At 40.2% G+C, this 26,245-nt stretch carries 19 protein-coding genes; 6 read left to right on the forward strand and 13 right to left on the reverse strand.

The window, feature by feature from the left end:
- Positions 1-81: 81 nt before the first annotated feature.
- The 3 genes from AC21OH_RS01665 to trxB all read right to left on the reverse strand — a co-directional run bounded on the left by AC21OH_RS01665 (position 82) and on the right by trxB (position 3,067).
- Entirely contained in the window at positions 82-942 is an 861-nt protein-coding gene (locus AC21OH_RS01665; protein WP_487370889.1) for an arginyltransferase, read from the reverse strand.
- The gene (gene aat, locus AC21OH_RS01670) at positions 939-1,724 is read right to left on the reverse strand and encodes a leucyl/phenylalanyl-tRNA--protein transferase (protein ID WP_487370888.1); all 786 of its coding nucleotides are present in this window, start codon (positions 1,722-1,724) and stop codon (positions 939-941) included. Before aat ends, AC21OH_RS01665 begins: the two co-directional genes overlap by 4 nt.
- 320 nt (positions 1,725-2,044) lie before the next feature.
- Positions 2,045-3,067, reverse strand: a complete 1,023-nt coding sequence (trxB, locus tag AC21OH_RS01675; RefSeq protein WP_487370887.1) for a thioredoxin-disulfide reductase — start codon at positions 3,065-3,067, stop codon at positions 2,045-2,047.
- Between the two features lie 283 nt (positions 3,068-3,350).
- Between trxB and AC21OH_RS01680 the strand changes: the two genes are divergently transcribed.
- From AC21OH_RS01680 to AC21OH_RS01690, 3 genes are all read left to right on the forward strand, one after another.
- A complete protein-coding gene (locus AC21OH_RS01680) occupies positions 3,351-6,899 on the forward strand; it encodes a DNA translocase FtsK (protein ID WP_487370886.1) in 3,549 nt (1,182 codons plus the stop codon).
- Between the two features lie 250 nt (positions 6,900-7,149).
- Positions 7,150-7,860 (forward strand): pirin family protein, encoded by a 711-nt coding sequence (locus AC21OH_RS01685; protein ID WP_487370885.1) that lies wholly within the window; start codon positions 7,150-7,152, stop codon positions 7,858-7,860.
- Between the two features lie 579 nt (positions 7,861-8,439).
- A complete protein-coding gene (locus AC21OH_RS01690) occupies positions 8,440-9,930 on the forward strand; it encodes an amidase (protein WP_487370884.1) in 1,491 nt (496 codons plus the stop codon).
- Between the two features lie 71 nt (positions 9,931-10,001).
- Here AC21OH_RS01690 and rtcA read toward each other — a convergent pair whose 3' ends face one another.
- The 6 genes from rtcA to AC21OH_RS01720 all read right to left on the reverse strand — a co-directional run bounded on the left by rtcA (position 10,002) and on the right by AC21OH_RS01720 (position 16,263).
- Entirely contained in the window at positions 10,002-11,168 is a 1,167-nt protein-coding gene (gene rtcA, locus AC21OH_RS01695) for an RNA 3'-terminal phosphate cyclase (RefSeq protein ID WP_487370883.1), read from the reverse strand.
- 281 nt (positions 11,169-11,449) lie between these two features.
- Positions 11,450-12,796 carry an AAA family ATPase gene (locus tag AC21OH_RS01700; RefSeq protein ID WP_487370882.1) on the reverse strand — a complete coding sequence of 449 codons (1,347 nt, stop codon included), beginning with the start codon at positions 12,794-12,796 and terminating at the stop codon, positions 11,450-11,452.
- A 358-nt stretch (positions 12,797-13,154) separates the two neighbouring features.
- On the reverse strand, positions 13,155-13,613 hold the full coding sequence (locus tag AC21OH_RS01705; protein ID WP_487370881.1) for a DIP1984 family protein: 459 nt from the start codon (positions 13,611-13,613) through the stop codon (positions 13,155-13,157).
- 400 nt (positions 13,614-14,013) lie between these two features.
- Positions 14,014-14,457 carry a PDDEXK family nuclease gene (locus tag AC21OH_RS01710; RefSeq protein ID WP_487370880.1) on the reverse strand — a complete coding sequence of 148 codons (444 nt, stop codon included), beginning with the start codon at positions 14,455-14,457 and terminating at the stop codon, positions 14,014-14,016.
- 10 nt (positions 14,458-14,467) lie between these two features.
- Positions 14,468-14,956 carry a hypothetical protein gene (locus AC21OH_RS01715; protein WP_487370879.1) on the reverse strand — a complete coding sequence of 163 codons (489 nt, stop codon included), beginning with the start codon at positions 14,954-14,956 and terminating at the stop codon, positions 14,468-14,470.
- Between the two features lie 74 nt (positions 14,957-15,030).
- Positions 15,031-16,263, reverse strand: a complete 1,233-nt coding sequence (locus tag AC21OH_RS01720) for an RtcB family protein (RefSeq protein ID WP_487370878.1) — start codon at positions 16,261-16,263, stop codon at positions 15,031-15,033.
- A gap of 299 nt (positions 16,264-16,562) precedes the next feature.
- Here AC21OH_RS01720 and rtcR point away from each other — a divergent pair, with 299 nt between their 5' ends.
- Positions 16,563-18,308 carry an RNA repair transcriptional activator RtcR gene (gene rtcR, locus AC21OH_RS01725; protein ID WP_487371249.1) on the forward strand — a complete coding sequence of 582 codons (1,746 nt, stop codon included), beginning with the start codon at positions 16,563-16,565 and terminating at the stop codon, positions 18,306-18,308.
- A gap of 34 nt (positions 18,309-18,342) precedes the next feature.
- Here the strand turns inward: rtcR and AC21OH_RS01730 are convergent, their stop codons facing one another.
- The 3 genes from AC21OH_RS01730 to AC21OH_RS01740 all read right to left on the reverse strand — a co-directional run bounded on the left by AC21OH_RS01730 (position 18,343) and on the right by AC21OH_RS01740 (position 20,753).
- Positions 18,343-18,966: a hypothetical protein gene (locus tag AC21OH_RS01730; RefSeq protein ID WP_487371250.1), complete on the reverse strand. Its 624-nt coding sequence runs from the start codon at positions 18,964-18,966 to the stop codon at positions 18,343-18,345.
- Positions 18,967-19,103: 137 nt separating this feature from the next.
- On the reverse strand, positions 19,104-19,502 hold the full coding sequence (locus AC21OH_RS01735; protein ID WP_486536391.1) for a DUF6559 family protein: 399 nt from the start codon (positions 19,500-19,502) through the stop codon (positions 19,104-19,106).
- Between the two features lie 48 nt (positions 19,503-19,550).
- The gene (locus tag AC21OH_RS01740) at positions 19,551-20,753 is read right to left on the reverse strand and encodes a BaiN/RdsA family NAD(P)/FAD-dependent oxidoreductase (protein WP_487371261.1); all 1,203 of its coding nucleotides are present in this window, start codon (positions 20,751-20,753) and stop codon (positions 19,551-19,553) included.
- Between the two features lie 865 nt (positions 20,754-21,618).
- Here AC21OH_RS01740 and acs point away from each other — a divergent pair.
- Entirely contained in the window at positions 21,619-23,559 is a 1,941-nt protein-coding gene (gene acs / locus AC21OH_RS01745) for an acetate--CoA ligase (RefSeq protein ID WP_487371251.1), read from the forward strand.
- Positions 23,560-23,762: 203 nt separating this feature from the next.
- Positions 23,763-25,040: an NAD(P)/FAD-dependent oxidoreductase gene (locus tag AC21OH_RS01750; RefSeq protein ID WP_487371252.1), complete on the forward strand. Its 1,278-nt coding sequence runs from the start codon at positions 23,763-23,765 to the stop codon at positions 25,038-25,040.
- A 107-nt stretch (positions 25,041-25,147) separates the two neighbouring features.
- On the opposite strand, the gene ribF is transcribed toward AC21OH_RS01750, so the two are convergent.
- The gene (gene ribF, locus AC21OH_RS01755; protein ID WP_487371253.1) at positions 25,148-26,209 is read right to left on the reverse strand and encodes a riboflavin biosynthesis protein RibF; all 1,062 of its coding nucleotides are present in this window, start codon (positions 26,207-26,209) and stop codon (positions 25,148-25,150) included.
- Between the last annotated feature and the right edge of the window lie 36 nt (positions 26,210-26,245).

The following is a 26,245-nucleotide window of genomic DNA, read 5'->3' on the forward strand; positions in this document are numbered from 1 at the left end:
GCGTTATTGACTGAAAGATTTTTGACAGTCAATTTAAGACTCTATGGAAAGTTAAAAACTCTATATAGGTCATACATATACTTATCGCATCAAAAAGTTAACCACTGAGGTATTAAGCTGATTTAGAATGTCATCACTATCAGGCGCTTGTTCAAAGTAGTGCCATTGATCGTTAAATAGCAGCTCAATAGGAGCGTACTCAGTCTTATAACGCATTTTTTTGACACTTGGAATCCAAAACCCTAAATATAAATAGGGAAGTCCCAACTCTTGAGCTAATTGAATCTGTTGCAAAATACAATACACCCCTAAGCTTCGAGAGTTAATACTGCGATCAGAATCAAAATAAGTGTATATGCTTGACAAGCCGTTATCTATCTTATCTGTCACTGCCACCGCTATGAGTCTTCTATTGGGTTCTCTAAACTCCATAAACACACTGTCAGCAGGGCTATTCATTAAAAATTGTTCAAAAGTTTGTAGACTGGGTGGGTACATATCCCCATCGACGTGCCGAGCTGAAATATATTTTTGATATAAATTATAATGTTCTTGAGTGGCCCTATGTGCAGCGCTTATAGACAGAGTCACATGGGCATTACGATTTAAAATTTTTCGATAGCGGCGGGACAACTTAAATTCATCAACAATGACACGGCAGGAGATACATTGCATGCAGTGGGAACAATGCGGCTTATAAAACGCATTGCCACTTCGTCTAAAGCCACTGTGGCTTAATTGAGCGTAAAATACACTGTCAATGGAGTCCTCAGGCTCAATTAATATAAACGCCAATTGTGACATATGCTCAGGAATATAGCTGCATAGACTTGGCGGCGATAACTTTAATAACACCTGATTTAGATTGTTACGGCTGGTTTGCGTTTGCAGATCATTCGCATCCTGTGGCGGCGTTTTGTTTTCAGGTTCAGAACGATTCATGGCGTATCCTTTTTGGAAGTCGATAGCTTACCTTTATGCGAGTGACACAAAGGATTTAAAGTGGATACGTCGAATATATTAGAGACAAGACCCTGTACGGTATAACTCTGTGACGAAAAGTCATGCCAGTTTAGACTCGGCTGCACTACCAATTGTTCAAGAGTTTTTAAAAAAAGCGCTCTTGGCATAATGGATGCCCCTAGGCTTTTAAGATGCGGATTAGGCAATTGGCAGTCAATTAACTCAACCTGGGATTGTTTGCACAATTTATTTAAAGCCCAAAAGGCTATTTTTGAGGCATTGCTTTGTCGATGAAACATAGACTCACCGAAGTATAATTTGCCAATCTTCAAACCATACAATCCACCAACCAATTCGTTATCCTGCCAGACTTCAATGCTATGCGCATACCCAAGCTCATATAGGTGAATGTAAGCCTCGATCATCTCGTCATGAATCCAAGTATCGTCTGCGTAGCTACGGGGTAAGCTACAGGCATGAATAACTTCTTCAAATGCAGTGTTAACCCGCCAGACCCAGTCGCTCGTTTTAGCCAGACGCTTTAAAGATTTACTGGGTTTAAAATCATTTGGATTAAGAACGCACCGAGGCTCTGGACTCCACCATGCCACTGGCTCATCTTCATTAAACCATGGAAACAACCCTTGGGCGTAAGCGTCTAATAGGGTCTGTGACTCAAGATCACCGCCCATCGCAATAAGACCCAATCCATCGGGATCGGCCTCAATAGGGTCGGGGAACACATAATTGCTTTTAAACATAGTGGCTTTTGAATATAATTGCTTTTAAATAAAGTTACTTTTAGACATAGTTGTTTTTTAACATAGTTGTTTTTTTAACATAGTTGTAAGAAAAATAGTACTTATAAATATAAGGCGCTATGAGTCTAGCGCCTTAATATCTATGAATTTAATATATAGTGAAATCAATCTAAAAGAGTTACAAGCTAACCGCGTGCAAGTACTACTATAGTAAGGCGAGCGAGGTTAACACCGTAACCGTTTAGTATTTTGCTGACTATACCGCTTATTTAAGAACTTATAACTTAGATAGATATAAGTTCAAAACGCGTATACGAAAGTTACGCATCTGCGTCTTGCGTCAGTGTAGACGCATAGGTATGATCATGAGCGTCTGCTTCGCCAATCGCGTCTAAGTATTTTTCAGCATCTAGAGCTGCCATACAGCCGGTACCTGCTGAGGTAATCGCTTGACGATAAATATGATCGGCCACATCACCCGCTGCAAAAACGCCTTCAATACTGGTTTGAGTGGCATTGCCTTTAGTACCGCTATTCACGATAAGGTAGCCATCTTTCATATCTAATTGATCAACGAACATATCGGTATTTGGCTTGTGTCCAATAGCCACAAACATACCCATAACATCTAGATGCTTTGTGCTACCATCCTCAGTCGATTCGATAACAACACCATTGACGCCCATATCATCGCCGACCACTTCTTTGACTTTATGGTTCCATTCAATAGTTACATTGCCATTTTTTTGTTTTTCAAACAACTTTTGTTGTAGTATCTTCTCTGAGCGCAGACTGTCACGGCGATGAACTAAGATAACTTCTTTTGCAATATTAGATAGATATAGCGCCTCTTCGACGGCTGTATTACCGCCACCAATAACGGCTACTTTTTGATTTTTATAAAAGAAGCCATCGCAGGTTGCACAAGCAGAAACGCCTAAACCTTTAAATTTAGTTTCTGACTCAATGCCTAGATATTGCGCGGAAGCGCCTGTAGCAATAATGAGCGCATCGCAGCTATACGTGCCAGAGTTACCAACAAGTTTGAAAGGGCGTTCAGTTAAGGTAACAGAATTAATATGATCGTTTAAAATCTCAGTTCCGAAACGTTCAGCATGCGCTTTCATACGTACCATTAGATCAGGACCTGTAAGCCCGTGCGCATCGCCAGGCCAGTTGTCAACTTCGGTAGTTGTCGTAAGCTGACCGCCCAACTGCATACCTGAAATAATGACAGGTTTCAAATTGGCACGCGCCGCATAGACAGCCGCTGCATAACCAGCAGGACCAGAACCTAGTATAATGAGTTTTTCATGACGATTTGAAGAGGTGTCTTGTGTCATATCGCTTCCTTAATTTTTAAAATAGTTGGGTTTGAACAATAGCTATAAGTAACGAGGTTATCGTTATAAAAATGTATTTGCGGGTTGATGACTAAAATAGCAAATGAATTTAATTTATTATATTTATAAATGGAATAAAAATATCATCCTATGCACGAAAGTAGGGCGTAATTTGCTATTATAGAGGGTTATGGTGCTAGGGTTAAGTCCTATTGAAGAATGCCATACAAGATTTATGATAAGTAGAGTTCCATATTTTACCAGTTTAAGATGAGATAGCGTAATGATAACGGCTCAACAAATTTATACTGCCAAAAAAGCCATGTTTACTGCACTTGCCGTCATAGTATCTGCCTATGTGTTTGTTATTTTGATTACCTATAGCCCGAACGATCCTAGCTGGTCGCGTATTAGTAGCGACATGACGACAGTTAGTAATATGGGCGGCGCTGTGGGCGCGTGGGTTGCAGATCTGTTTTATACCTTTTTGGGGTGGTCGGCTTGGTGGGTCATTATATTTTTAGCTTATGAAGCTTTGAGTCTTTGGTGGGAGCGTCAACAAACATTTGGTTTGATCCGATTGATCGCCTATCTTTTTTTAATCCTTGGTAGTGCAGGTTTGGTAGCAATCATTCCTCAGCTGCTAGGTTTTGCAGATGCTAATGTGGCTCGAATTGGTGGTGTTCTCGGGTCAGAAGTAGCCGCGCGTTTGTCAGCCCTACTTACCTCGTATGGGGCAGGCTTGTTTCTATTATTATTCACGTTGATTACGATTACGTTCGCCTTTGATGTGCGCTGGAAACAGCTGTTTTCCAAATTTACAAGTTTATCTTGGCTAGGCAGCGGTATTAAAGAGCGCCGTAATGACATGCATAATGATCAAAACGACTATACTGATACTCACCGTAATGATGGTTCGAACGAGCATGCAGGTACAGATGATGCGATAGCGAGCGATGAACGAGCACTGAAAAAAGAGCACAATCTATTTGATAGCATTCGCTCAAAATCATCTGCGCATAGCAATCAGCTCAAACTCAATCTTAAAGAGCAAACGGATACGCATTCCAATACGCATAGGCTAGATGAAAACAATCAAAATGAAAATGAATTAGATAATGGCTCTGTACATACATCTCTAGAATCATCTTTAATAACGAATAGCCCAGGGGCTGACTCAAATTCAGCGCCAAATGGTCAGAGTCAAACGGTAAGGTATTCAGAATTTAACAATGTTCTGGATGAGTTTTTGGTAAATTCAGGTTTAAGTGAGAGCATACTTGCGCTTCGTGAAGAAGAAGCTGCGGCTAATCTTCAACAGCCAAAATCAGCGACAAATAAAAAACAAGAACCTAGTTTCGCTTGGAATGATCCAAAAGCCATTGACAGTTTGCTCGATGAAGATGCATTACCTGTTGCCGTCGCTGATAATACGACTTTATCCAATCAAGCGAACCAAGCTTCCTTACACGATGAACCTGCATCCACATCGCCAGAAACGAACGATGTCGCTATTCCAAACGCTGTATCAGAGACTGCACTACATTCTAAAACAGAAACCGTTTCGTTAGACCCTGATTATGATAGCGATGGATTAACTAATTCACTGGCAGCTGAACAACTAGCTTCTGATGGAACTACTCATGTCACTGGAGCAACTTATGTCACTGGAGCCATGCAAAGTCCAACTCAAAGCCATATGAATGAGACAGAAACAGGAACAGGAACAGGAACAGGAACAGATATAGAGACAGGGACTGAAACAGGTAAAGACAACCGTACTCACTCAACCCACGCATTAAATGGTTCTAAAAATAAGTACACGCATAGCGAACTTAATGCAGATACAGCCGGTAATGCTAGTCTCAACACTCAAGCTAGTGGCAGTGGCTATACAAATAATGATAATGGTACGCCTATCAATTCGGATGTCCCCAAGCAGGCATATAGTGCTCATGCTACAGATCCTGTTATAAAAGCAACTGAATCATCGTCTGCATCTACATCTGACTCACTACAACATGATGTGGTTGAAAAGAGGGTTGCGCAAGATAAGGTTAAAGAGGTTGAGTCATTTGTAGACCTAACGCCGACCAATACACCACCATCTAACCCAAAGCAGCTACCAACGCTTGTAGACGAATCAGCACTTTCAGATGAACCAAAAGTGTCCAGCAAACCGGCAGTACCTGAAATAAGATTTGCGACGCCAGACGGTGATTCGGGTAATCATATTGAAGACATGGTACCAGAACAGCGTTATAGCGAAGAACCCGTACTGCCAGACATTCACGATGATTCAGCATATGCGAGCGCCAGCCGCGCCATGCAAACTGCAAAACATCGGGAAAGCTTATCGCCCATTCCTGAGCTGTCGATTTTGGACAAGCCAGACCCTGATCGCAAACCCAGCTATACCGCTCAGGAGCTCGAACAACTCTCAGAGCTGTTAGAAATTAAACTACAAGAATTCAATGTCAAAGCTGACGTTGTGAATGCCATACCAGGCCCAGTCGTTACCCGCTTTGAAGTTGATTTAGCAGCAGGGGTGAAAGCTAGCAAGGTGACTGGCATATCTCGTGATTTGGCTCGTTCGTTGTCAATGGCATCATTACGTGTGGTAGAAGTGATACCCGGTAAGCCTTATATCGGTATTGAAGTGCCGAATAAAAAGCGTGAAATGGTGAGGCTAATAGAGCTGTTAGAAACCAAAAAGTATAAAGATCCCAATGCTCAAATCAGTATGGCGATGGGTAAAGACATTGGGGGTAACCCCATCATAACCGATCTGGCTAGAGCGCCGCATATGCTGGTAGCGGGTACGACAGGATCAGGTAAGTCCGTACTGGTAAACTCAATGCTACTTTCCATGCTACTCAAATACAAACCCTCTGAGCTTCGCTTAATTCTAATTGATCCAAAACAGCTAGAGCTTGCTAATTATAATGACATTCCGCATTTATTAACGCCTGTCGTGACTGACATGAATGAGGCGGCAAGTAGCCTCGCTTGGTGTGTAGCCGAGATGGAGCGCCGTTATCAATTAATGAGTTTATTAAAGGTTCGTAAATTAAGCGAATTTAATAAAAAAGTCATGGCAGCAGAGCAATCTGGCAAGCCCATGATTGATCCACTATGGCGCCCTAATGAGAGCGTAAGTATTGATAAAGCACCAAAGCTTAAAACGCTACCGATGATTGTAATCGTCGCCGATGAGTTCGCTGATATGATTATGCAAGTTGGAAAACAAGCAGAGGAGCTAATCACTCGCTTAGCTCAAAAATCACGAGCTGCAGGTATTCATCTTATGCTTGCAACCCAGCGTCCTTCTGTAGATGTAATTACAGGTCTTATTAAAGCCAATATTCCCGTACGTGCCGCACTGCGTGTTAACTCCAAAGTGGATTCTCGCACTATATTAGATGCAGGGGGTGCAGAGGACATGCTAGGTAATGGCGATATGCTGTTCTTAGGACCTGGTCAGATTGAGCCGGATCGTGTGCATGGTGCTTATGTGAGCGATGAAGAGGTCAACCGTGTTTGTGATGCTTGGCGTGAGCGTGGTGCCCCAGATTATATCGATAATATGGCCAGTAATTTTGAATTATCGAGTCCAAGCAATAGTGGGGCAGGCAATACTTCAGGCGAAGATGATGCTTTATACGATGAAGCCGTGGCCTTTATAATGGAGACTCGGAAAGTCTCAGCCTCTAGTATTCAGCGTAAATTCAGTATTGGCTATAACCGTGCTGCCCGTATTGTAGATTCTATGGAAGAAGCTGGATTAGTTAGCCCCATGGGCAAGGGCGGAAAACGCGAACTGCTAATGTAAACGTATATACTTAAATTAGTATGATTAAAATGATCTAAATCTAAACCAAAAAGTGGCTAAGGCCACTTTTTTTACGCGTACTATAGAATAAGATTAACCTTACTTATTAATGAGTTAAATAGAATGCAGAATTTAGGATACTTAATCATATATTAATAGTAATGGTGTTAAGTTAAGAATATCTTTATGGTATAATAGGCGTGTTAAATGGTTATAGCCATTAATTTATATTAAATAATAAGGAATAATTATGAAAACTATAATACATAGAGCAGATACTCGCGGTGATGCCAACCACGGTTGGTTAAAAAGTAAACACACCTTTAGTTTTGCTAACTACTATAATCCTGATCGTATGGGCTTTGGTGCCTTACGCGTAATTAATGATGACCATGTAGAAGGTGGTAAAGGATTTGGTACGCATCCGCACCGTGATATGGAAATTGTTTCAATTCCAACATCAGGTAAGCTTGCACACAAAGATACCATTGGTACAAATGGTATTATAGAAAGTGGTGAGATTCAGGTAATGTCAGCGGGTACTGGTATTGCGCATAGTGAAATGAATGGAGAAGCTGGCGAACCTGTTAAGTTTTTCCAAATTTGGATTACACCGAACAAACACGGTGTTGAGCCACGTTATCAGCAGCTTAAGATTGCTGATATGTTAAAGCCTAACGAGTTTAGCCAAATATTATCTCCTAATCCTGATGATGCAGGTGTATGGATTCATCAAGATGCCTGGTTCCATATGGGTAATCTGGATAAAGGTGTTACCGCGAACTATACGCTAAAAAACCCTCAAAACGGTGTCTATGCTTTTGTCATTGAAGGTAGCGTAAAAATTGGTGATGAAGTGCTTAATAGACGTGACGGTATGGGTATCTTAGATACTGAGGGTTTTGATGTTGAAGCTTTAGAAGATGCGTATGTCTTGCTGATGGAAGTACCCGTTAAATAATTTAGATAACTTATATACATTGTTATTCAATATAAATTACTTAACAATATACTATTAAGTTGAGACAATTTACGTAAGCTAAATGAACTGCAGCTTTATAGAACGCTTATGTAGCAATCCGTATATTTCTGCATCAAATATTGTAATGCCAAAAGCCAAACCTTAGGGTTTGGCTTTTTTATTGCCTTTGCTATAAGCTATAGTCAAAGATGTCTAAAATGGTTATAAGGCAACCGAGTCGTAGTAGTGCTTTTGTAGGCTTAGCGAAGTAAACACCGTAACCGTTTAATAATTCGCTGACTATAGCTATTAAATTTGTAGAATATAAAGCTAAGTAATACCTTTTTTAAAAACAACCTCTCTTTGTCAAACTTGCAAAGTCAATTACTTGTAGCGTTTGCATACGTTTTCCTCGATAGGTAAATTATCAGATTTGATATAAGACTAAGAGATAGATAGCTTTTAAACAGTTTTTAAACTACGATTTTCGAACCTTTTTTTTAAACCATATTTTTCATTACTTGCTATGTTATATACCATAAAAATAAGCGCACTACGCATAAATAGACAAGGATTTCTATGTTTAAAGAATATACACAATACGACGCCATTGGACTGGCAACACTTATAAAGTCAGGCGAAATCAGTGCCAAAGAAGCCTTAGAGGCTGCAATACATCGTGCAAACGAACTCAACCCTCAATTAAACGCCATTATTCATCGGTTTGATGAGCGAGCTTACAATGCCGCTAATCAAGGCTTGCCAGAAGGCATCTTTTGCGGTGTGCCTTATTTATTAAAAGATTTAAACTTCTTATTTGCAGGCGAGCCTATTAAGATGGGAAGCCGTAGTATTCATGTTGTGCCCAATCAAGACAATGAGTTGGTGCGGCGGATGCGAGCGACGGGTGTCAACACATTTGGCAAAACCAATACGCCTGAGTTTGGCCTTATGATTACCACTGAACCCAAATCCTTTGGGCCAACGCACAATCCTTTTAAAAAAGGCTATAGTAGTGGCGGATCCTCTGGTGGGAGTGCCGCAGCAGTGAGCGCGGGCATCGTACCTATGGCAGGCGGTGGAGATGGTGGGGGGTCGATTCGATTTCCCGCAGCGTGGTGCGGTGTGTTCGGATTAAAACCCAGCCGCGGGCGTAATCCAAGTGGTCCATTAACCTCAGAAGGATGGGAGGGGGCTGTTGCCGACCACGTCATAACCCGCAGTGTGAGAGATAGCGCCGCAATGCTCGATGCAACGTCAGGGCGTGAGATAGGCTCAGCGTTTGTGAGCACGACCTCAGGTAACGACGACTTCTTACAAGCTACTAAAACACCGCCCAAATCGCTTAATATTGCTCTTATGCCAACACCTTTATTCCCAGGTGCTACGGTAGATAAAGAAGTCGAAGACGTTCTTAAAATGACAGCCAGTCAGCTAGAAGATATGGGTCATAGCGTCGAGCAGGCCGTACCAAACATTAATAAAGATAGAATGTGGCGAGACTTTTTTACAGTAGTCTGCGCGCATACGGCCTATCATATTGAAGACATCGCCTTACGCTATGGCAAATCGCATGTTAGCAATCTTGAACCCCAAACCCTCAATATGGCCATGATAGGTCGCTCACTAAGCGTCATGGATTTACTAAAAGCCAAGCAGGGCTGGCATGACGTGCAATATCAAACAGGATTACTCCTTGAGCAGTACGACATGATTTTATGTCCTACCGTACCTACTGCCGCTGTAAAACACGGTGTCATACCACCTAGCCGTCTCGATGAGGTGCTTTTGAATATAACAGGCTTAGTTGATAAAGGGATCAATATTGGCAAATGGATTTACAATTCCAATTTGGTAGAAAAGCTCAGTGCGCCTGTCCTTAGTAAAATGGCGTTTACCACTTTGGGTAATATCACAGGTCTGCCTGCAATGTCAGTACCTTTAGGGATGAGCCAAAAAGGGTTGCCAATTGGCATGCAATTTATTGGTCAAATGAACGATGAAGCTCGCTTACTCGCGCTAGCCGCGCAGTTTGAAAAGGCTGGTTTATTTACCAAACCAGCAATATAATAAACTAAGCAGTATACCTAACCCTACAGTTAATAAAGGCGTTTAAGTCATTGATACGCTAAAGAAAGCGCCTAATCATAAACCCTAACTCTATAGCAATGCTCGTTAAACTTTTCAAATTCTATGTTAACGGGCAAAAACTGCTGAATCAGCCACGCTTGCGTCCTGCTATGATTGCTTATAAGCCGAGATGAAAACTCACCGCCACCCGACAAAGCCAAAGGTAATAGCAATTGATCGGTTAAATACTCATCCACAACTGCATCTGTTTTGTAAAGATAGCGTTTTACTAAACCAGTAAATCGCGTACCTACCTTCTCGGACGATGTGTGTTTTTCTCCCAGTAACGTAAACACTTCTTGATGTACAGGCATACTATCTTGATTAAAATGTTTTTTCACTAAATGCTTTGCTTCAACGTTTTTAGATTCAGTCTTAACGTCGTTAATAGTATGTGTCACTATGGCATAACAGCAGTTACCCTCTCCAATACCTGACTGCTTTTCTATATGCGTGGTTATCAAAGCCGTATCTAAATTTAACTTAGATAATCTATCTGTCGCAATTAGCAGCTCACGCTGACAGATATCACTATCAAGATTTAAATGACTAGCGACCAAATGAATGCCAAGCAAGTTCCCTCGTTTAGTAAGATTAAAAGGTGTCGCAGTGGCACGACGTAAGTAAGGCCTAATCTTGACCCTGATTTCACCGCCGCCGATAGGCGCGTATCCAGACTTAATCAATTCATAATCTATCTGCATGCCAAGCTTAGACAATGCTGGTACAAACCCATACTGAACAAAATCAGCAGTTGGCGCAAATGGATTGTGTGTACCGCCCTTTATCGTAATGGTTGAAGATTGGTTTGAGCGATTCGCTGATGCTGCAAACAATAGCGCTGGGAGTATGGTCTGTAGCACTAGATTGGTACTACCCGCCGAGCCTATATCAAACACATAATCGCCTGCCGTCACCTCACTGGGCTCAAACCTTAAGCTTGTGCTATTTAAATGAGCGCCAGTAACGGTTGCATTAGATATCTCTTTTGAAGCTGTAACACACATAAGGTGCTGACGCATCAAACCAGGTTTTGCACGACCAGCACGGATGTTATTCACTTCAATCGGCGTACCTGTCAGCATAGATAACGCCAGCGCTGTACGGATGATTTGTCCACCGCCTTCTCCTATGCTGCCGTCTATTTTGAGCCGTTTTTTTATTGCTGCATCCGTCATGGTGCCTACTTTTTATTTAAAGTTATTCCAGGTTATTAAGGTTATTAAGGTTATTTATGTTTATTAAGGTTATTAAGGTTATTTATGTATATTAAGGGTTATCTGAGTTTCCAGAAATAGGCGGCTATTTATAGTCAGCGAAATACTAAACGGTTACGGCGTTAACCTTGCTAAGCCTACATGAGTAATACTTGCACTCGGTTGCCTTGTCACCATTTAAGACTTCATTGACAATATCTTTTAGCCCATTTAAATATTATTGTACGAATTGAAGCCATGCCCTAATGGATAAAACCTATGGTTCGATTCTTTTTGACCACTTCACGATATGATTTGTCTGTCAAATTGACCAGTTCGGCAAGCGAAATTGGAGAATCCACCGTTAATGGCAACTCAGATTGCATCAAAGGATCTGTACCATTTAACTTATGCTCAAAATCTTGAGCTTTGGCCGCAATACGCGCGTCGTCTGATTCATTGTCTTTTTGGTCAATACTGTCTTCACCACTATCGTATAAGGTATCAGACTCGTCCGTGTCTTGATCATTAGAATTAGTATCAGTATCAGTATCTGACGCATCAGCTTTGTTTGCATAGGCTGCCAAATACGCATTGGCTTTAGCCGTTTCAAGTTCATGAAACTTATATTCAGCAATCAGGCGTCCTTTACGCATCAGAGCAGGATCAATCTGTGAAATATCTGAATTAAAAGTACAAATCAATTGACAAGCCAGCACATCAGACAGCATGCCATCTGCAATATTCAAGATGGAAGACACCATGTCGGTATTGCTATTTTCTGGAGTACGCTCCCCAATATAATTCTCACAATCCTCTAATACCAATACTGAGCCTTTATTCTCAATGAGTAGCGTAATAAACCCAGGATCTGCCAACATATGAATCATGGTACTGGGCACAAAGATAAACTTTTTATCGGTCACTTGGCTGGTCAGCCATTTAATATAATTTGATTTACCCGAGCCTGCAATACCATGTAGCAAAACAATGCCTTTATGCGTCGTAGATAGTGATTCGACAATATGCGCATGAACATCGGCGAAGTCATCGTTGTACATCAGACTTATATCAATAGGGTAGGGGATAATTTTGTGGGTATTAAGCTCAAAGCCATCATTCGTCTTAACCAATATAGACACTTTTGGCTCTTTGGGTTGATACTTATCGACAAACGCATCAAAAAAAGCATCCACATCTGCCTTAACATTGTCGCGTCCTTTGTCAAAATAGACGTTTTCTAACTTAAGCAACCCGTTTTCGAACAGCTCATTTTCATAGTCATTAGACAAATTTGTATTGAGTACAACAAAAATCTCATATTCTGGATGAAAATAGCACAGCTCTTTTTGAAAAAACGCATTCGTCTTTTTAGAATAGTCCAAATGAGTGAAATCCGTACACTGAACTAACTGATTAAGCTTATCTTGAGCGATAACCAAATCCGAACTGCCGATGTATACCCCACCAAACAAATGATCGAGCAAATCACTATAAGGCTGGTATTTTGATGCCCATAAGCGATTGTCCACCACAATACGGTTACCATCACAATGATCCGTAATTAGGTATTGCCGATCGACATAATACTTTGATTCTAAAATTTTCATAACTCACCATCGAAACGCTTTATATAAAATGCAATATCATACTGCGTTTTTGCTTAAAAATCCTTAACATTGCTAACGTCTGATGAGGCCTAGCAGGTTTAAGGATTATTTATTGTCTTAATAAAATTGAAACCGACTGTCAGTGTCTGGTAGTAAGGTCTAACAAGTGCATAGTACAGTGTGATGAGTACGAGGCATAAGGTGTAAAAGTAACGCCTGCCCACGACGCATCGGGTAGGCCACTGCAGTATATTTTCAACCCCCTGCTGTGGAAGTACGGGTCTGACACTCGCCCAGTCGGTTCCAAACTGGTAGTCTATCAAATGGATATTTGATAGAGTATTCTTTGAATATAAGTTTAATCGAGCAATTCAATCTGCCAATTATTAGCTTGAATCACAAGGTTGAGCTTACGCAATTTTATGGCGATATCATCGGCTTGTTTTTGTAAGCCAGATACCGAAACAATCACATCCCACTTGATCTCACGATAACTATAACGGTCTTCCTCGTTCCGTGTTGCCTCTATCATATCAACTAACAGCTTATGGCGCATCTCAAGCGTATCACGCTCTACAAGTAAGCTTAGCATAGACGCACCGTTATCAGTGGTCGCCGCCGCGTTGGTACGATGAATACGTTCAATTAAGCCGGACAACTCGGTGATAATTTGGCTTGCCTCAATCATCAGCTCGTTTGGTTCTTCACTTGGTGTATCGCCTTCTTGCACCTTAACGTTATTTTTGATGCGCCCTTTTAACTGCGCCAGTTTTTTTTGCATATCGCTACGGATGAGTAGGGCTTCGGCAAGTTTCATTTTTATTCTCCAGTTTATTTATTTTTAGTTCTTTTAAGGCGATACTCTCGGTAAGTAGACTTAACTATTTTTGTAGCTTAGACGCTGGTTTGGTGTTAAGGGCGCATGGTTAAGCTTAAGCAATAGCTATTTCATATAAATAGCCTAAGCGAAAATAGTAAGGACGTATCTCTATACAGCAGACGTCAAATACTCTGGCATAATCGCCGTTAGTATTATCATGGTTCAGTAATTCAACTAACCCTTGTTTGCCCTTAAAACCATTGCAACTAGACACCAAAGCCTCATAAGGTACATGAAAGTTTGCATAGGCATCCTGCCAAGCCTTATAGGTTAGCGTACTTTTATAACGTTTTAAAATGCACTACTAAAAATCTAAATATGAGTATAATAACTGCATTTATTTAACATAGCTAAAATAAGCACTATCAAATAACATAAATTCAGTCTTATCCACGTCATTAACATTCACAACCATCGACTTTACAGGAGGTTTTTGTTCATCACCATTCCAAACCGTAAAACTATCAAACTGATAGCCTTCATTCACGATATTCTTAATCACCTGAAACAAAAATTTTGTATTTAGAATATTACTATCATTTCTGTCCTCTTCAAGCCAGTCTTGCAAACCGATAAACTCATAGTCAAAAGCATTACCATCATATATTCTAAAACCGCAACTACAGTGATTGACGCCATAGGTAGCAAGGCGATAAACATTGTCGTATTCAAGATTGACTTTGTTTTTCTCAGCAACAGTTTGCTCAAAATACACATTCATTTGATTTAACTTTGCCAGATCAACGGGGTAGTCGGTACTTATAATTACCTCATAACACATAGTTTTATCCTTATTTCTCAAATGATGGCTGTGCCCAAAAAGTAACGTTAGCATCATCTATTGGATTCACATCTAATCCGCAATATTTCACTTGTGGGTTTAAATGTGGAAACTGTGCTATAAGCTGATAACCCCAAATTTTTTCTAACATCTTACCCATGAATTCTACTTGGACAGGATGCAGCTTATCTTCATAGGAGGACTGCATGAAATATGCAACCTCTCTGAAGTTAGTAAAAGACTGATAATCGATAAAATTTCCATAGTGGTGCGTTTCAATATCACCAGCCATTGTATTGCGGTTGTATTCACCTTTAAAAAATAAACCACCGTTATATTCTTCAAACTCAGGACAGAAAACAGTAGTGTAAGCTATAGTAAGTTGAGGTTTTAAATGAAAGTTTAACCAGTCTTCAATAGTAAAGTCTTCACCATTACAAGCTTTCCAATCAACAAGTTCTGGGATTAAGTCAGTATCTTTATATTCTTGGTATTTCATAGTTTGTAATCCTAAAATGAACAATTAGCTTGAGTCTATCTCCTTCACTATATAGAGAACGGCTAAGGGGGATTCTATCCCTTAACACAAACCACCTGCCGAAGCGTATGCACAACTTCTACCAAATCATTTTGCGCCGCCATGACGTCTTCAATATCCTTATACGCGGCAGGAATCTCATCAATAACGGCTGTATCCTTACGGCACTCCACGCCTTCGGTTTGAGCAATTTGATCCTCAACTGTAAACTCTTTTTTGGCTTGAGTACGTGACATAACCCGCCCAGCCCCATGCGAACAGGAGCAAAACGACTCTTCGTTACCCTTACCTCGTACGATAAACGATTTAGCCCCCATAGAGCCGGGAATGATTCCATATTCGCCCATTTTGGCACGTACCGCCCCTTTACGGGTAACAAATACTTCTTCGCCATAATGCTCTTCTTTTGCTACATAGTTATGGTGACAGTTTACCGCTTTGACGGCTGCATCGAATGGTTTAGGGATAATTTCATGCAAAGCTTTAATCGCTTTTTCCATCATGATTTCACGGTTCTTGTAAGCGAAACGCTGCGCCCAACCTACCGCAAACCAATAATCTTCAAAATGCTCGGTACCCTCAGCAAAATAAGCCAAGTCTTTATCGGGCAGATTGATGAACCATTTGCGCATATCTTCTCGCGCTAATTCAATAAAATAGCGTCCAATAGCATTACCCACACCGCGTGAACCTGAGTGCAACATAATCCAAACTTGATTGGTTTCATCCAGACAAACCTCAACAAAGTGGTTGCCTGTTCCTAGCGTTCCTAGGTGATTTAGATTGTTGGTGTTTTTAAGGCGAGGGTGCTTTTGACACAGATAATCAAAATCAGCCTGCAAATCGCTCCAACCATTTAATACTGCTTCATCAGGATTGGTCCAAGCGCCCACATCACGGCGTGATCCACGACCACGGGTCTTGCTACGACCATGAGGAATGGCCTTTTCAAGTTCAAGACGCAATCCACGCAAGTTATCGGGTAGATCGCTTGCAGTCAATGTGGTCTTAACCGCCATCATTCCGCAGCCAATATCCACCCCAACAGCAGCAGGAATAATCGCTTCTTTGGTAGGTAATACTGTACCGATAGTGGCGCCAATACCTACATGCACATCGGGCATTACCGCGAGCCATTTATAAATAAATGGCATTTGAGACGCTTTAATAAGCTGTTCGTGTGCTTTGGGGTCAACAGGCACGCCCTTTGTCCAAAGCCGAATAGGGGCTCCACCTTCTTGAAGTATATTATGAGTGGTAGGTTGCATGGTTTGCTCCTTATTAAATAGTTCGATTAATAAAAATCAATTTTAAATAGTTCAATGAATACATTGGATTAGAATTAATATTGGTTATTGCATTATTAATACTGCGAAGCGCGTGCCAACCTTTATATAAATATTTAAAATTTATATAAAGTACTGATTTTAATAGAAAAATAAATTATAAATATTTTAATTTAATATAATCGACAAGGAGTTCATTGAATCTGATATAGTTATATTTCTATATTCGTATAAAAAAATATAAATAATATCTAGTTTCAATTAGCACTAGTGGGTCATAAATGAATAAAACTGCCGTCATCGGTTTTTTAGGAACAACTTTAGACAATGGATTTAACGACAAGCGCTGGCAACGTTGGCGCCCGACGGTGAGCCTATGTTTGCACGATGAATTGCTGGTTGATGAGCTTCATATTCTTTATAGTCCTCAAAACAAGCGGCTCTTGAGTATCATTGAAGATGATTTAAAAAAAGTATCACCCAATACCGAAGTAGTGGCTCATCCCTTAACCTTAGCGCATCCTTGGGATTTTGCCGAGGTGTATGCACAGTTGTATGACTTCGTAACTGGTTTTGAATTCGCCAATAATACGGATTATTTGGTTCACCTCACCACGGGCACACACGTTGCCCAAATATGTTGGTTTTTGTTGGTTGAAGCTGGGTTTATACCGGCAGACTTAATACAAACCTCGCCCTGCCCAAAACCTGACAAAAATAACCCACAAGGGCGATTTCAAACCATTGATTTAGATGTTTCTAAATACGATGGACTGCGAGAGCGTTTTGAAGCCGAAAAAGCTCAACACTGGCAGACTTTACAAGCCAATTTAATAACCCAAAATAAAGCCTATCAAAAGCTAATTGAAGACATCGAAAAGGTAGCCACGCGTTCAACAGCGCCTATTTTATTGATGGGGGCAACAGGGGCTGGGAAGTCGCAACTAGCAAGCCAAATTTATGCCCTCAAAAAACTCAAAGCCGATACGAGTCTTACTCAAGTTAAGCTTGGCACATTTGTGGAAGTGAACTGTGCGACGCTTCGCGGTGATACCGCAATGAGTGTCTTATTTGGTCATGTTAAAGGCGCTTTTACAGGTGCTTCTTCTAATCGGGATGGATTGTTAAAATCGGCCGATGGTGGTGTTTTATTTTTAGATGAAATAGGAGAGCTTGGGCTGGATGAACAAGCGATGCTACTCACAGCCTTAGAAGAACAACGATTCTATCCTGTGGGTAGCGACCGACCAGTAACAGTGTCGTTTCAGCTCATGGCGGGTACTAATAAGGATTTGCGTCAAGCTGTTGTAGCGGGTGAATTTAGAGCAGACTTGTTCGCTAGGCTGAATACTTGGACTTTCTTTTTACCATCGCTTAAAGATCGATTGGAAGATTTGTCCGTCAATATTGATTATGAACTTGCAAGACTGGGTAGCGAAGATCAAAATCAATATCGCTTTGAAAAAGAAGCTCGCAATCTTTACGAAGACTTTGCTACTAGCGAGCAGGCTACTTGGGCAGGTAACTTTAGAGACTTATCCGCCAGTATGACGCGTCTTACCACATTAACGGACAGTAAAGTCATCAGAACCGAAGATGTAGAGGCTGAAATTGAGCGTTTGAAAAACCTTTGGTCAATTACTCACAACCAAAGCCATATGCTAAACACTGATGCGCTAAGCTCAGCGCAACACCAGTTAGAACAACTAAGTGATGGCGTATTACATGCAGAATTGAATGGCTTTGCTGATAATAATTCTATTGGTAATTCAAATAATGATACTAATAATAGTGCTAACAGCGAATTTGATGATAGTTTTATCGATAAATTAGATGCTTTTGATTTAGATCCTTTTGACAGGGTACAACTGGCCTATGTTATCTCAGTATGTCAGCAGCATAAGAGCCAAGCAGCGGCAGGACGCTATTTATTCTCAAGCTCACGTAATAACCTAAAAAATCCAAATGACAGTGATAGGCTACGTAAGTACTTAATGAAATTCGGACTTAAGTTTGATGAGTTATAGCGTAAGTATGTAATTACGAACTTTAATATGCGATTTAAAAGATTGTACAAGCATTTTCTACATGAAGTTCTAGCAAGTCCGACTCTCTACCTAATAAATATAAATGTAACGTACCATAATCATCAATAACGGCATCTTCATTAAATAATTGATGTAGTGGCTCCCTTTCTAATAAATCTCTAAGATTGTCAGTATTGTTTATATATCTATCGTCTGTTGAGAAGTCATATAGCAGCTGATTTCTGAAAGCGGGGTTTTTTAAATCTCGTGAATATATTTTTTTCTCATTCCAATCGGCATATACAATACATTTTTTTTGATTATCAACGAGTATTTCATTATCTTGAGTGACAAACATATTATCTATAGTAACATAGTACTTTAGACCACATGCGTATCCACAAGATAGATTAAAGTTATATAAATCATTATTTAATTTCTTAACCTCACTAACTCTACCTATATCAAAGTTGATAATTTCAGTTTTATTGTTATTTTGTTTACGATAAAAAGAGCAAGTTTCTGTATTACATTCTCGGACTACCGTGAATTTATAGTCTGGTTTATTTAGATTATCTTGATTATAAGATTTAATTGAACACGCTTGAATGGATAGACAAACTAAAAAAAGCATGGCGATTTTTACTAGATATTTCATGTGAACCTCAGTTTGTTCATGTATAAGACTTACTTACCCTTTTCACGAAATGAACTACCATGTGAGAAGGTACCAATATCTTAACTAAAAACGCTGAAGTTTTTTTAAAAAACCAATCCGATTTAAATTTTATTAATTTACCCATCTCCACTACCATCCATATCGAAGGGACCTTCAGGGTTAGTATTATCAAATGGAATACTTGTATTGTATTGATCCGTTAATGAGTCAATCATTTTAGGCGTAAAGTCGCTATTTCCATCGAAAAAGCTATCACCAATATCAGTTTTTATACTGTCATAATCAAATGGCTCAGAGGTTTGGAGTGCATACTGCTCCAAATGAGGTCTATCGCAGTACAACACCATTGCGTAGTAAGCATAAACACTCATTAAGCCTGCTCGATCCATACTGCTCTTTACTTGAGCAGGGGTATAATAGTTAGACTTACCATAATCTTTAGATAATACCTTAGGTAATTTCTTAATATAGGTTTGTATGGCTTTATTCTTTTGATAGTTTTCAAATATTTTCATAGTTTTAAAGTATCTTATGTTGATTCAATTGGGCTCAAATATCAAATTTTAGACCACTTCTCCGCATGCTTTGCCACTTGCCCATGCCCATTGAAAGTTATAACCTCCAAGCCAGCCGGTCACATCAAGCACCTCACCAATAAAATATAGATTGGGCATAAGCTTACTCTCAAAATTTTTGGAAGATACCTCATACGTATTTATACCGCCCCGTGTTACTTCCGCAGTACGGTATCCTTCCGTTCCTGATGGCTTTATGGTCCAGTTATTTATTCTATCGCCAATACCGTCTAATGTCTCATCTTTGATATTAGCCAGCGTCGTATCTTTAGCTTCAGACCAGTGCAATTCTTGTAACGCCAATAGCAGCTTTTTAGGAAAGTAATCCGCCAATGCACTGCGAATTAACTGTTTAGGATGTGATGACTTAGCGTTGATTAATAGTGCGGTGACATCTATATTAGGTAATAGGTTAATGTGAATGGTTTCCCCAACTTCCCAGTAGTTTGACAATTGCAGCATGGCAGGACCGGACAAACCCCGATGGGTAAATAGCATGGGCCGCGAAAAGGCTATACGGTCATTAAAAGCAACCACGTCCAAGCTAATACCAGCAAGATTTGCTATAACCTCGCCAAGTTTATCTGTAAATGTGAAAGGCACTAAACCTGCTGATGTTGGTATGATGTCATGTCCAAATTGCTGTGCGACATGATAGCCAAAGCCAGTAGCTCCCAATGTCGGGATGGACAACCCACCCGTAGCTACTACCAAAGAAGCACAGTGGAAAACACCGTCTGAGGTGACAACCTCAAATCCTTGATGAGTATCTTGATCTAAGGAGGTTGTATTTGAGGAGTTTATACCTAAGGGATAAGTACCTAAAGCAGATATGCTTATAGAAGATACGGAAGTGACGCTGGTTTTTAATTTAACTTTAGCGCCCGCTTGCGCGCATTCATCTAACAACAAATTCAATATATCTTTAGAAGAATCATCACAAAATAGTTGTCCATAATCTCGCTCATGATAGGGGATGTTATGTTTCTCAACCAGTCCAATAAACTCCCAAGGACTATAGCGTTTTAAAGCTGATTTACAAAAGTGGTTGTTATCACCAATAAAGTTCTCTGCTTCCACGACATAGTTGGTAAAGTTACAGCGTCCACCACCAGACATCAGTATTTTTTTACCCGCTTTATTAGCGTGTTCAATAACCTGCACACAACGGCCACGCTGGGCAGCGGTCATGGCACAATATAGCCCCGAAGCACCAGCACCGATGATAAGTACATCGACGTAAAGAATAGAGGCGTCTGTATTATTATCAGGCGTACTATTATTGTCAGATTTTTTTGAAGTTATGATGGGGTGGGTGGTCATAGATTCAGCTTAATGTTTAATTTTATGCGAACGATATATGGACGAAAATACATGAATGAAAAATAGGCAATAAATAAGTCATTGGATATAAACTTAACTCAAAAGTTGTTTTATTATACGTTTTTTGTAAGAAAGCTTAGTTAATAACACCTGTAAGCTATTTAGAAGTTTACAACTGTACCAAAATCTATTAAAACTATATAATCTATTAAGACTATATAATCTATCAAAACTATATAAGTATCAAAGCTATAACGCAGCCGTAACGAAAAAAGTGTTGATGCAAAAGACGGTATAATACCAACAAAACTGCCATACTTAATCATTTCATTTAATGAATAAGTTGGCTTATTATGTATCAATATCATTTAATAAATATGGCAATTAAGGTGTGAGTTTATTTGTCAGGTAGGCATTTTAACATCTAATCTAATAGACTATATTCATTATAGATGCTTTTATTATTTGATTTTAATTAGAATGTCTAAATAGTGAGCTTTAGATACAAGGCTTTAGAAATTGAAGTTTTAAATTCAAGGGTTTAAATACTACTATCTGAATAACCATTCTTAAATACTTTAATAGCCCTCAAATTTGTTATGCTAGTATAAGTAATTAAAAGCTAGTAAAGACTGTAAATAACAGGAAGTGTGAGCAGTAATGATGTGAGTTAATATATTTATGCCGTTGAGTTACTGATAGTAATTTTATTGAAATAAAAAAGGACTTTTATATGAATCAATTTCCAGCGAGTGCAGACTTTGCTGCACAATCAAACTGTAATCCCGAAAAATATACTGAGACCTATAAAGACTCAATTGGGAATAATGAGTCATTTTGGGCAGAACGGGCGAAACTGATAGATTGGATAAAAACACCTACCAAAGTCAAAAACGTTAACTACGATTTAGATAACTTCTCAATAAAATGGTTTGAAGATGGTGAGCTGAACGTATCCGTAAACTGTTTAGACCGTCATTTAGAAGTCAATCCTTATAAGCCTGCTATTATCTGGGAAGGCGACCACCCGTCACTACACAGAATTATTTCATTCAAGGAGCTGCATGCTGAGGTTTGCCGTTTGGGTAATGCCATGCGCAAGATGGGTGTCACAAAAGGTGATCGAGTTATTTTGTACCTCCCAATGGTGCCAGAAGCCATTGTATCAATGTTAGCGTGTGCACGTATTGGCGCTGTACATACGGTTGTCTTTGGTGGGTTTTCAGCTGAGAGTCTTGCCAGTCGTATCATTGATAGCCAAGCCAAATTAGTCATTACCGCTGATGAAGGTACACGTGGCGGTCGCCATACACCGCTCAAAGCCAATGTCGATAGAGCACTGGATGTAGATGGCACCGATTGTATTGAAAAAGTCATTGTGGTGCATCGTACGGGTAATTCGGTACCAATGAGTGGACGCCGTGACGTGTGGTATCACACTGTGATTGATAACGCTCAAGAAGACTGTAAACCTGAAACGATGAATGCCGAAGATCCGTTGTTTTTATTATATACCTCTGGATCTACAGGCAAACCTAAAGGAGTCGTTCATACGACTGGTGGTTATCTGACCTATGCAGTATCGACATTTAGAGATGTATTTGATGTCAAACCCGATGATGTGTTTTGGTGTACAGCGGATGTGGGCTGGATTACAGGACATAGTTATGTGACGTATGCGCCTCTAGCAAACGGTACAACGTCTGTCATGTTCGAGGGGGTACCGCAGTATCCAACATGGGCGCGTATTGGTCATATTATTGACAAGCATGATGTCAGTATTTTATACACTGCACCCACCGCCATTCGGGCGATGATGAAAGAGGGTGATGCGTATGTCAGAGAATCTGATCGTTCAAGTCTAAGGCTTTTAGGTTCAGTAGGAGAGCCCATCAATCCTGAAGCATGGAACTGGTACTACAGTGTGGTAGGTGAGAGCCGTTGCCCTATTGTTGATACATGGTGGCAAACAGAAACCGGTGGTATCTTGATGTCTCCTATTCCTAATACTGTTGATATGAAGCCAGGTTCGGCCATGAATCCGCTTTACGGTATCGAACCGGCTATTGTTGACTCAGAAGGCACTGAACTTGACGGGCCAGCAGAAGGTAATTTAATCATCAAAGGTGGCTGGCCGGGACAAATGCGCACTATCTATGGCGATCATGACCGTTTCTTAGAGACTTATTATAGTACCTATCCGGGTAGCTATTTTACAGGTGATGGCGCATTACGTGATGAAGATGGACATTACTGGATTACTGGCCGTGTCGATGATGTACTTAACGTATCAGGTCACCGTTTAGGTACTGCTGAAATTGAAAGTGCGCTGGTCTCGCATCCGGCTGCAGCAGAGTCTGCTATTGTAGGTATGCCGCATGACCTAAAAGGTCAAGGGGTTTGTGCATACGTTATTCTAAGACATGGCGAAGAGGATAGTGAGCGCTTACGTAACGAGATTAATCGACACGTTCGCACCGAGATTGGTCCTATTGCAAACTTAGATGCCATTTACATTGTGGATGCCTTACCTAAGACCCGTTCGGGTAAAATAATGCGCCGTATTCTACGCAAACTAGCAGCAGGCGAGTATGAGGGCTTAGGAGATTTATCGACGTTAGCAGATGCGGCAGTAATTGATGATTTAATAAATACAGTTAAGTCGGGTCAATAAATCGCTTAGTCGATAAATATAATTAATTTAAGACCATAAACCCTCCATTTTATTCAATAAATTTGAATTGAATGGAGGGTTTATTTATGCTGAAATAGATACGGCTTTTTTAAACTAGCAGTTCTTTAATAGCTATAGTTATAACTTCGAATACTTAATTTAAATTCTTCCTTTTATTCTATACTTTAATCAGCGTTGTTCTTATGACATCTTCAGTTAATTACAAGTCACAGTTTTTAGATAATACTCCCAGTAAGCCTTGTAGAATCGCTATTATAGGCGGAGGATTAACCGGGCTTATTACTGCCGATTTAATAGAGCAATACGCTCAACAGTCTAACGTTCCTATAGACATTAAAATCTTTGAAAAATCAGCAGGGGTTGGTCGCCTTGCTACACGCTATAAAAGCCCTGAACAGACGTCTAATCTGTCTGGCAAGTGGCAGTTTGATTTTGGTGCGCAGTTTTTTACCGCCAAGTCCGATGCGTTTCAAACTTATCTTAAACCTTGGTTAAAACAGGGCGCTATTACCCCGTGGCTTGCAAAGACTGCAACACTAAACCCAATAAATTTAGAAAATGATGCTCATACTGACGCTTCTATAAAGCCATCGGATCAATGGAGCTTGAATCATCCTAGATATATCAGTTGCCCAAAAATGACTACATTAGGACGACAAATTGCAAATAAGCTTAAGCACACGACGCTATGTTTTAAGACTCGAGTGGTACCTTTACAAGATGGTTTAGATAGTTCTAATTTAAATGAATCTACTCGCATTCAGTCTACCAGTACTCCATATACAAATGCTGAGCACGCTTGTACTGAGTCGACAACTACCCAGCTATTCGATGAGACTGGAAAGGACTTGGGAAGGTTTGATTGGGTAGTTTGTACTGCTCCACAAGCTCAGGCTTATGAACTTATTGAGCAGACCTCTTTTAAATTTAAACAGCAGGTCAAACAGCACAGCATGCTTGCAAGTTATGTATTAATGCTTGGATGGCAAGATTCTCAAGATGGTGCTCAATCAATATTTAATGACATCGAATGGGATGTACTTGAAATGAGAAATAGTCGTGAAGACTCACCAGTGTTAAGTAAAATGTTTATAGAGAACCGCAAGCCAGGACGCGAGCATATATTGCCAAGTATGACTGTTTACTCAGGTAATGAGTGGGCGCAAAAACATGTCAATGAGGATATGGACAGTATAATCGACACTCTATTGCATGAGACTCAAAAGATAATGGGCTGGACACAACATCAAAAACCAGTACATATCGACTGTCATCGTTGGCGCTATGCTGCAACTGAACTAAATATTCAAAATTCAAACCAATTGGCGTATGTTGATACAGACAAACGATGGATAGTCACGGGTGATTGGTGCGATGAAGGGCGTGTTGAAAGCTGCTACCATGCTGCTTTAGCTGCCACTAAGTCAATACTAGGAATAACATCAAATCGAATGGATTAAAACGCATCGACTTTAATAAATATCTTTAAATAAATGTTTAGCCAAATAAGCTTTAAAATTTGCTTTATTGCGACTAGAGATTTATTAATACGATTGACTGCTTAATCTCAATGGCTGTGTCTCCAGTTAATAAGATCTACAACATCTTGTTGAATACCCGCTTTAAGGGCATCCAAACCTTCATACTCACGCTCCCCATGTAAAAAATGCAGAAAACGTACATTCAAGATACTTCCGTATAGATCGCCAGAAAATTCGGGAAAGAACACTTCAAGACGCCAATCGCGCGGGCGATCGACAGAAGGTCGAATGCCAATATTCGCTGTACCAAATAAGCTGTGTGGGCGTAAGCCTTGGATGCCTTGTTGACTCGGTTTTGCAAAGGTTTCAAATGCATTGGGTACGCAGTCCCCTGATTCATTTACAACCGTGACATCCACACCGTATACGCCATGTAAAGCAGGACGAATACGATTCAGCGCTATATTTGCAGTAGGAAAATCAAGCGTACGCCCAATTTTATCGCCGCCAACCACCATTCCAGTGATGCTGTAATCGCGGTTTAGCAAATGATTGGCAGTTGTTAAATCACCTTGGTTTAACAGATCACGTATTCTTGTTGAGCTTATACGGTCGTCTTCAAGTTGAATGTTTTGACCGTCACTGTCTATCTTAGAATCTGTAATCGTATTTAGGTTCGTAACTATAAGACCATAGTCACGCAAAAATTGACTGTCGCCACTGCGGTCTTGACCAAACTTAAAGTCATCACCCAATACTAAAGCGGTGACATTTAAATTTTGCGTTAATATATTTGCGTAAGCAGTAGCCGATAATGAGCGAAACGCCTCATCAAACTTTGCAACCACAACTGTATCTATGCCAACCGCTTCCAGTAGGTGCAGCTTCTCATGTAGTGAGGTCAAACGGGCAGGTGCGGCGCTAAGATCATCTTTGAGCATCGCAAAGTATTCACGAGGCTGAGGTTCAAATATCATAACCATGGTTGCAGATTGGCTTTGCTGAGCGGTTTGTTTAAGCTTAGTTAGCATCGCCTGATGACCAAGATGGACACCATCAAAGTTGCCAATTGTCATGATATTTTTAACGGGTAGCGTATCGCTATCTATTTGGTCAAGTTTAGCCAAGTCTAAAAAAATTGTTTTCATAAAGCCTTTGCGGTTAGCGTCAGTTTAGTATCAGTT

Source organism: Psychrobacter sp. CX10 (assembly GCF_057621575.2).

What these genes read in the sequence shown, in the direction of transcription:
- AC21OH_RS01665 (WP_487370889.1), bottom strand. Translation starts at nt 942, where the DNA reads ATGAATCGTTCTGAACCTGAAAACAAAACGCCGCCACAGGATGCGAAT.
- aat (WP_487370888.1), bottom strand. Translation starts at nt 1,724, where the DNA reads ATGTTTAAAAGCAATTATGTGTTCCCCGACCCTATTGAGGCCGATCCC.
- trxB (WP_487370887.1), bottom strand. Translation starts at nt 3,067, where the DNA reads ATGACACAAGACACCTCTTCAAATCGTCATGAAAAACTCATTATACTA.
- AC21OH_RS01680 (WP_487370886.1), top strand. Translation starts at nt 3,351, where the DNA reads ATGATAACGGCTCAACAAATTTATACTGCCAAAAAAGCCATGTTTACT.
- AC21OH_RS01685 (WP_487370885.1), top strand. Translation starts at nt 7,150, where the DNA reads ATGAAAACTATAATACATAGAGCAGATACTCGCGGTGATGCCAACCAC.
- AC21OH_RS01690 (WP_487370884.1), top strand. Translation starts at nt 8,440, where the DNA reads ATGTTTAAAGAATATACACAATACGACGCCATTGGACTGGCAACACTT.
- rtcA (WP_487370883.1), bottom strand. Translation starts at nt 11,168, where the DNA reads ATGACGGATGCAGCAATAAAAAAACGGCTCAAAATAGACGGCAGCATA.
- AC21OH_RS01700 (WP_487370882.1), bottom strand. Translation starts at nt 12,796, where the DNA reads ATGAAAATTTTAGAATCAAAGTATTATGTCGATCGGCAATACCTAATT.
- AC21OH_RS01705 (WP_487370881.1), bottom strand. Translation starts at nt 13,613, where the DNA reads ATGAAACTTGCCGAAGCCCTACTCATCCGTAGCGATATGCAAAAAAAA.
- AC21OH_RS01710 (WP_487370880.1), bottom strand. Translation starts at nt 14,457, where the DNA reads ATGTGTTATGAGGTAATTATAAGTACCGACTACCCCGTTGATCTGGCA.
- AC21OH_RS01715 (WP_487370879.1), bottom strand. Translation starts at nt 14,956, where the DNA reads ATGAAATACCAAGAATATAAAGATACTGACTTAATCCCAGAACTTGTT.
- AC21OH_RS01720 (WP_487370878.1), bottom strand. Translation starts at nt 16,263, where the DNA reads ATGCAACCTACCACTCATAATATACTTCAAGAAGGTGGAGCCCCTATT.
- rtcR (WP_487371249.1), top strand. Translation starts at nt 16,563, where the DNA reads ATGAATAAAACTGCCGTCATCGGTTTTTTAGGAACAACTTTAGACAAT.
- AC21OH_RS01730 (WP_487371250.1), bottom strand. Translation starts at nt 18,966, where the DNA reads ATGAAATATCTAGTAAAAATCGCCATGCTTTTTTTAGTTTGTCTATCC.
- AC21OH_RS01735 (WP_486536391.1), bottom strand. Translation starts at nt 19,502, where the DNA reads ATGAAAATATTTGAAAACTATCAAAAGAATAAAGCCATACAAACCTAT.
- AC21OH_RS01740 (WP_487371261.1), bottom strand. Translation starts at nt 20,753, where the DNA reads ATGACCGCTGCCCAGCGTGGCCGTTGTGTGCAGGTTATTGAACACGCT.
- acs (WP_487371251.1), top strand. Translation starts at nt 21,619, where the DNA reads ATGAATCAATTTCCAGCGAGTGCAGACTTTGCTGCACAATCAAACTGT.
- AC21OH_RS01750 (WP_487371252.1), top strand. Translation starts at nt 23,763, where the DNA reads ATGACATCTTCAGTTAATTACAAGTCACAGTTTTTAGATAATACTCCC.
- ribF (WP_487371253.1), bottom strand. Translation starts at nt 26,209, where the DNA reads ATGAAAACAATTTTTTTAGACTTGGCTAAACTTGACCAAATAGATAGC.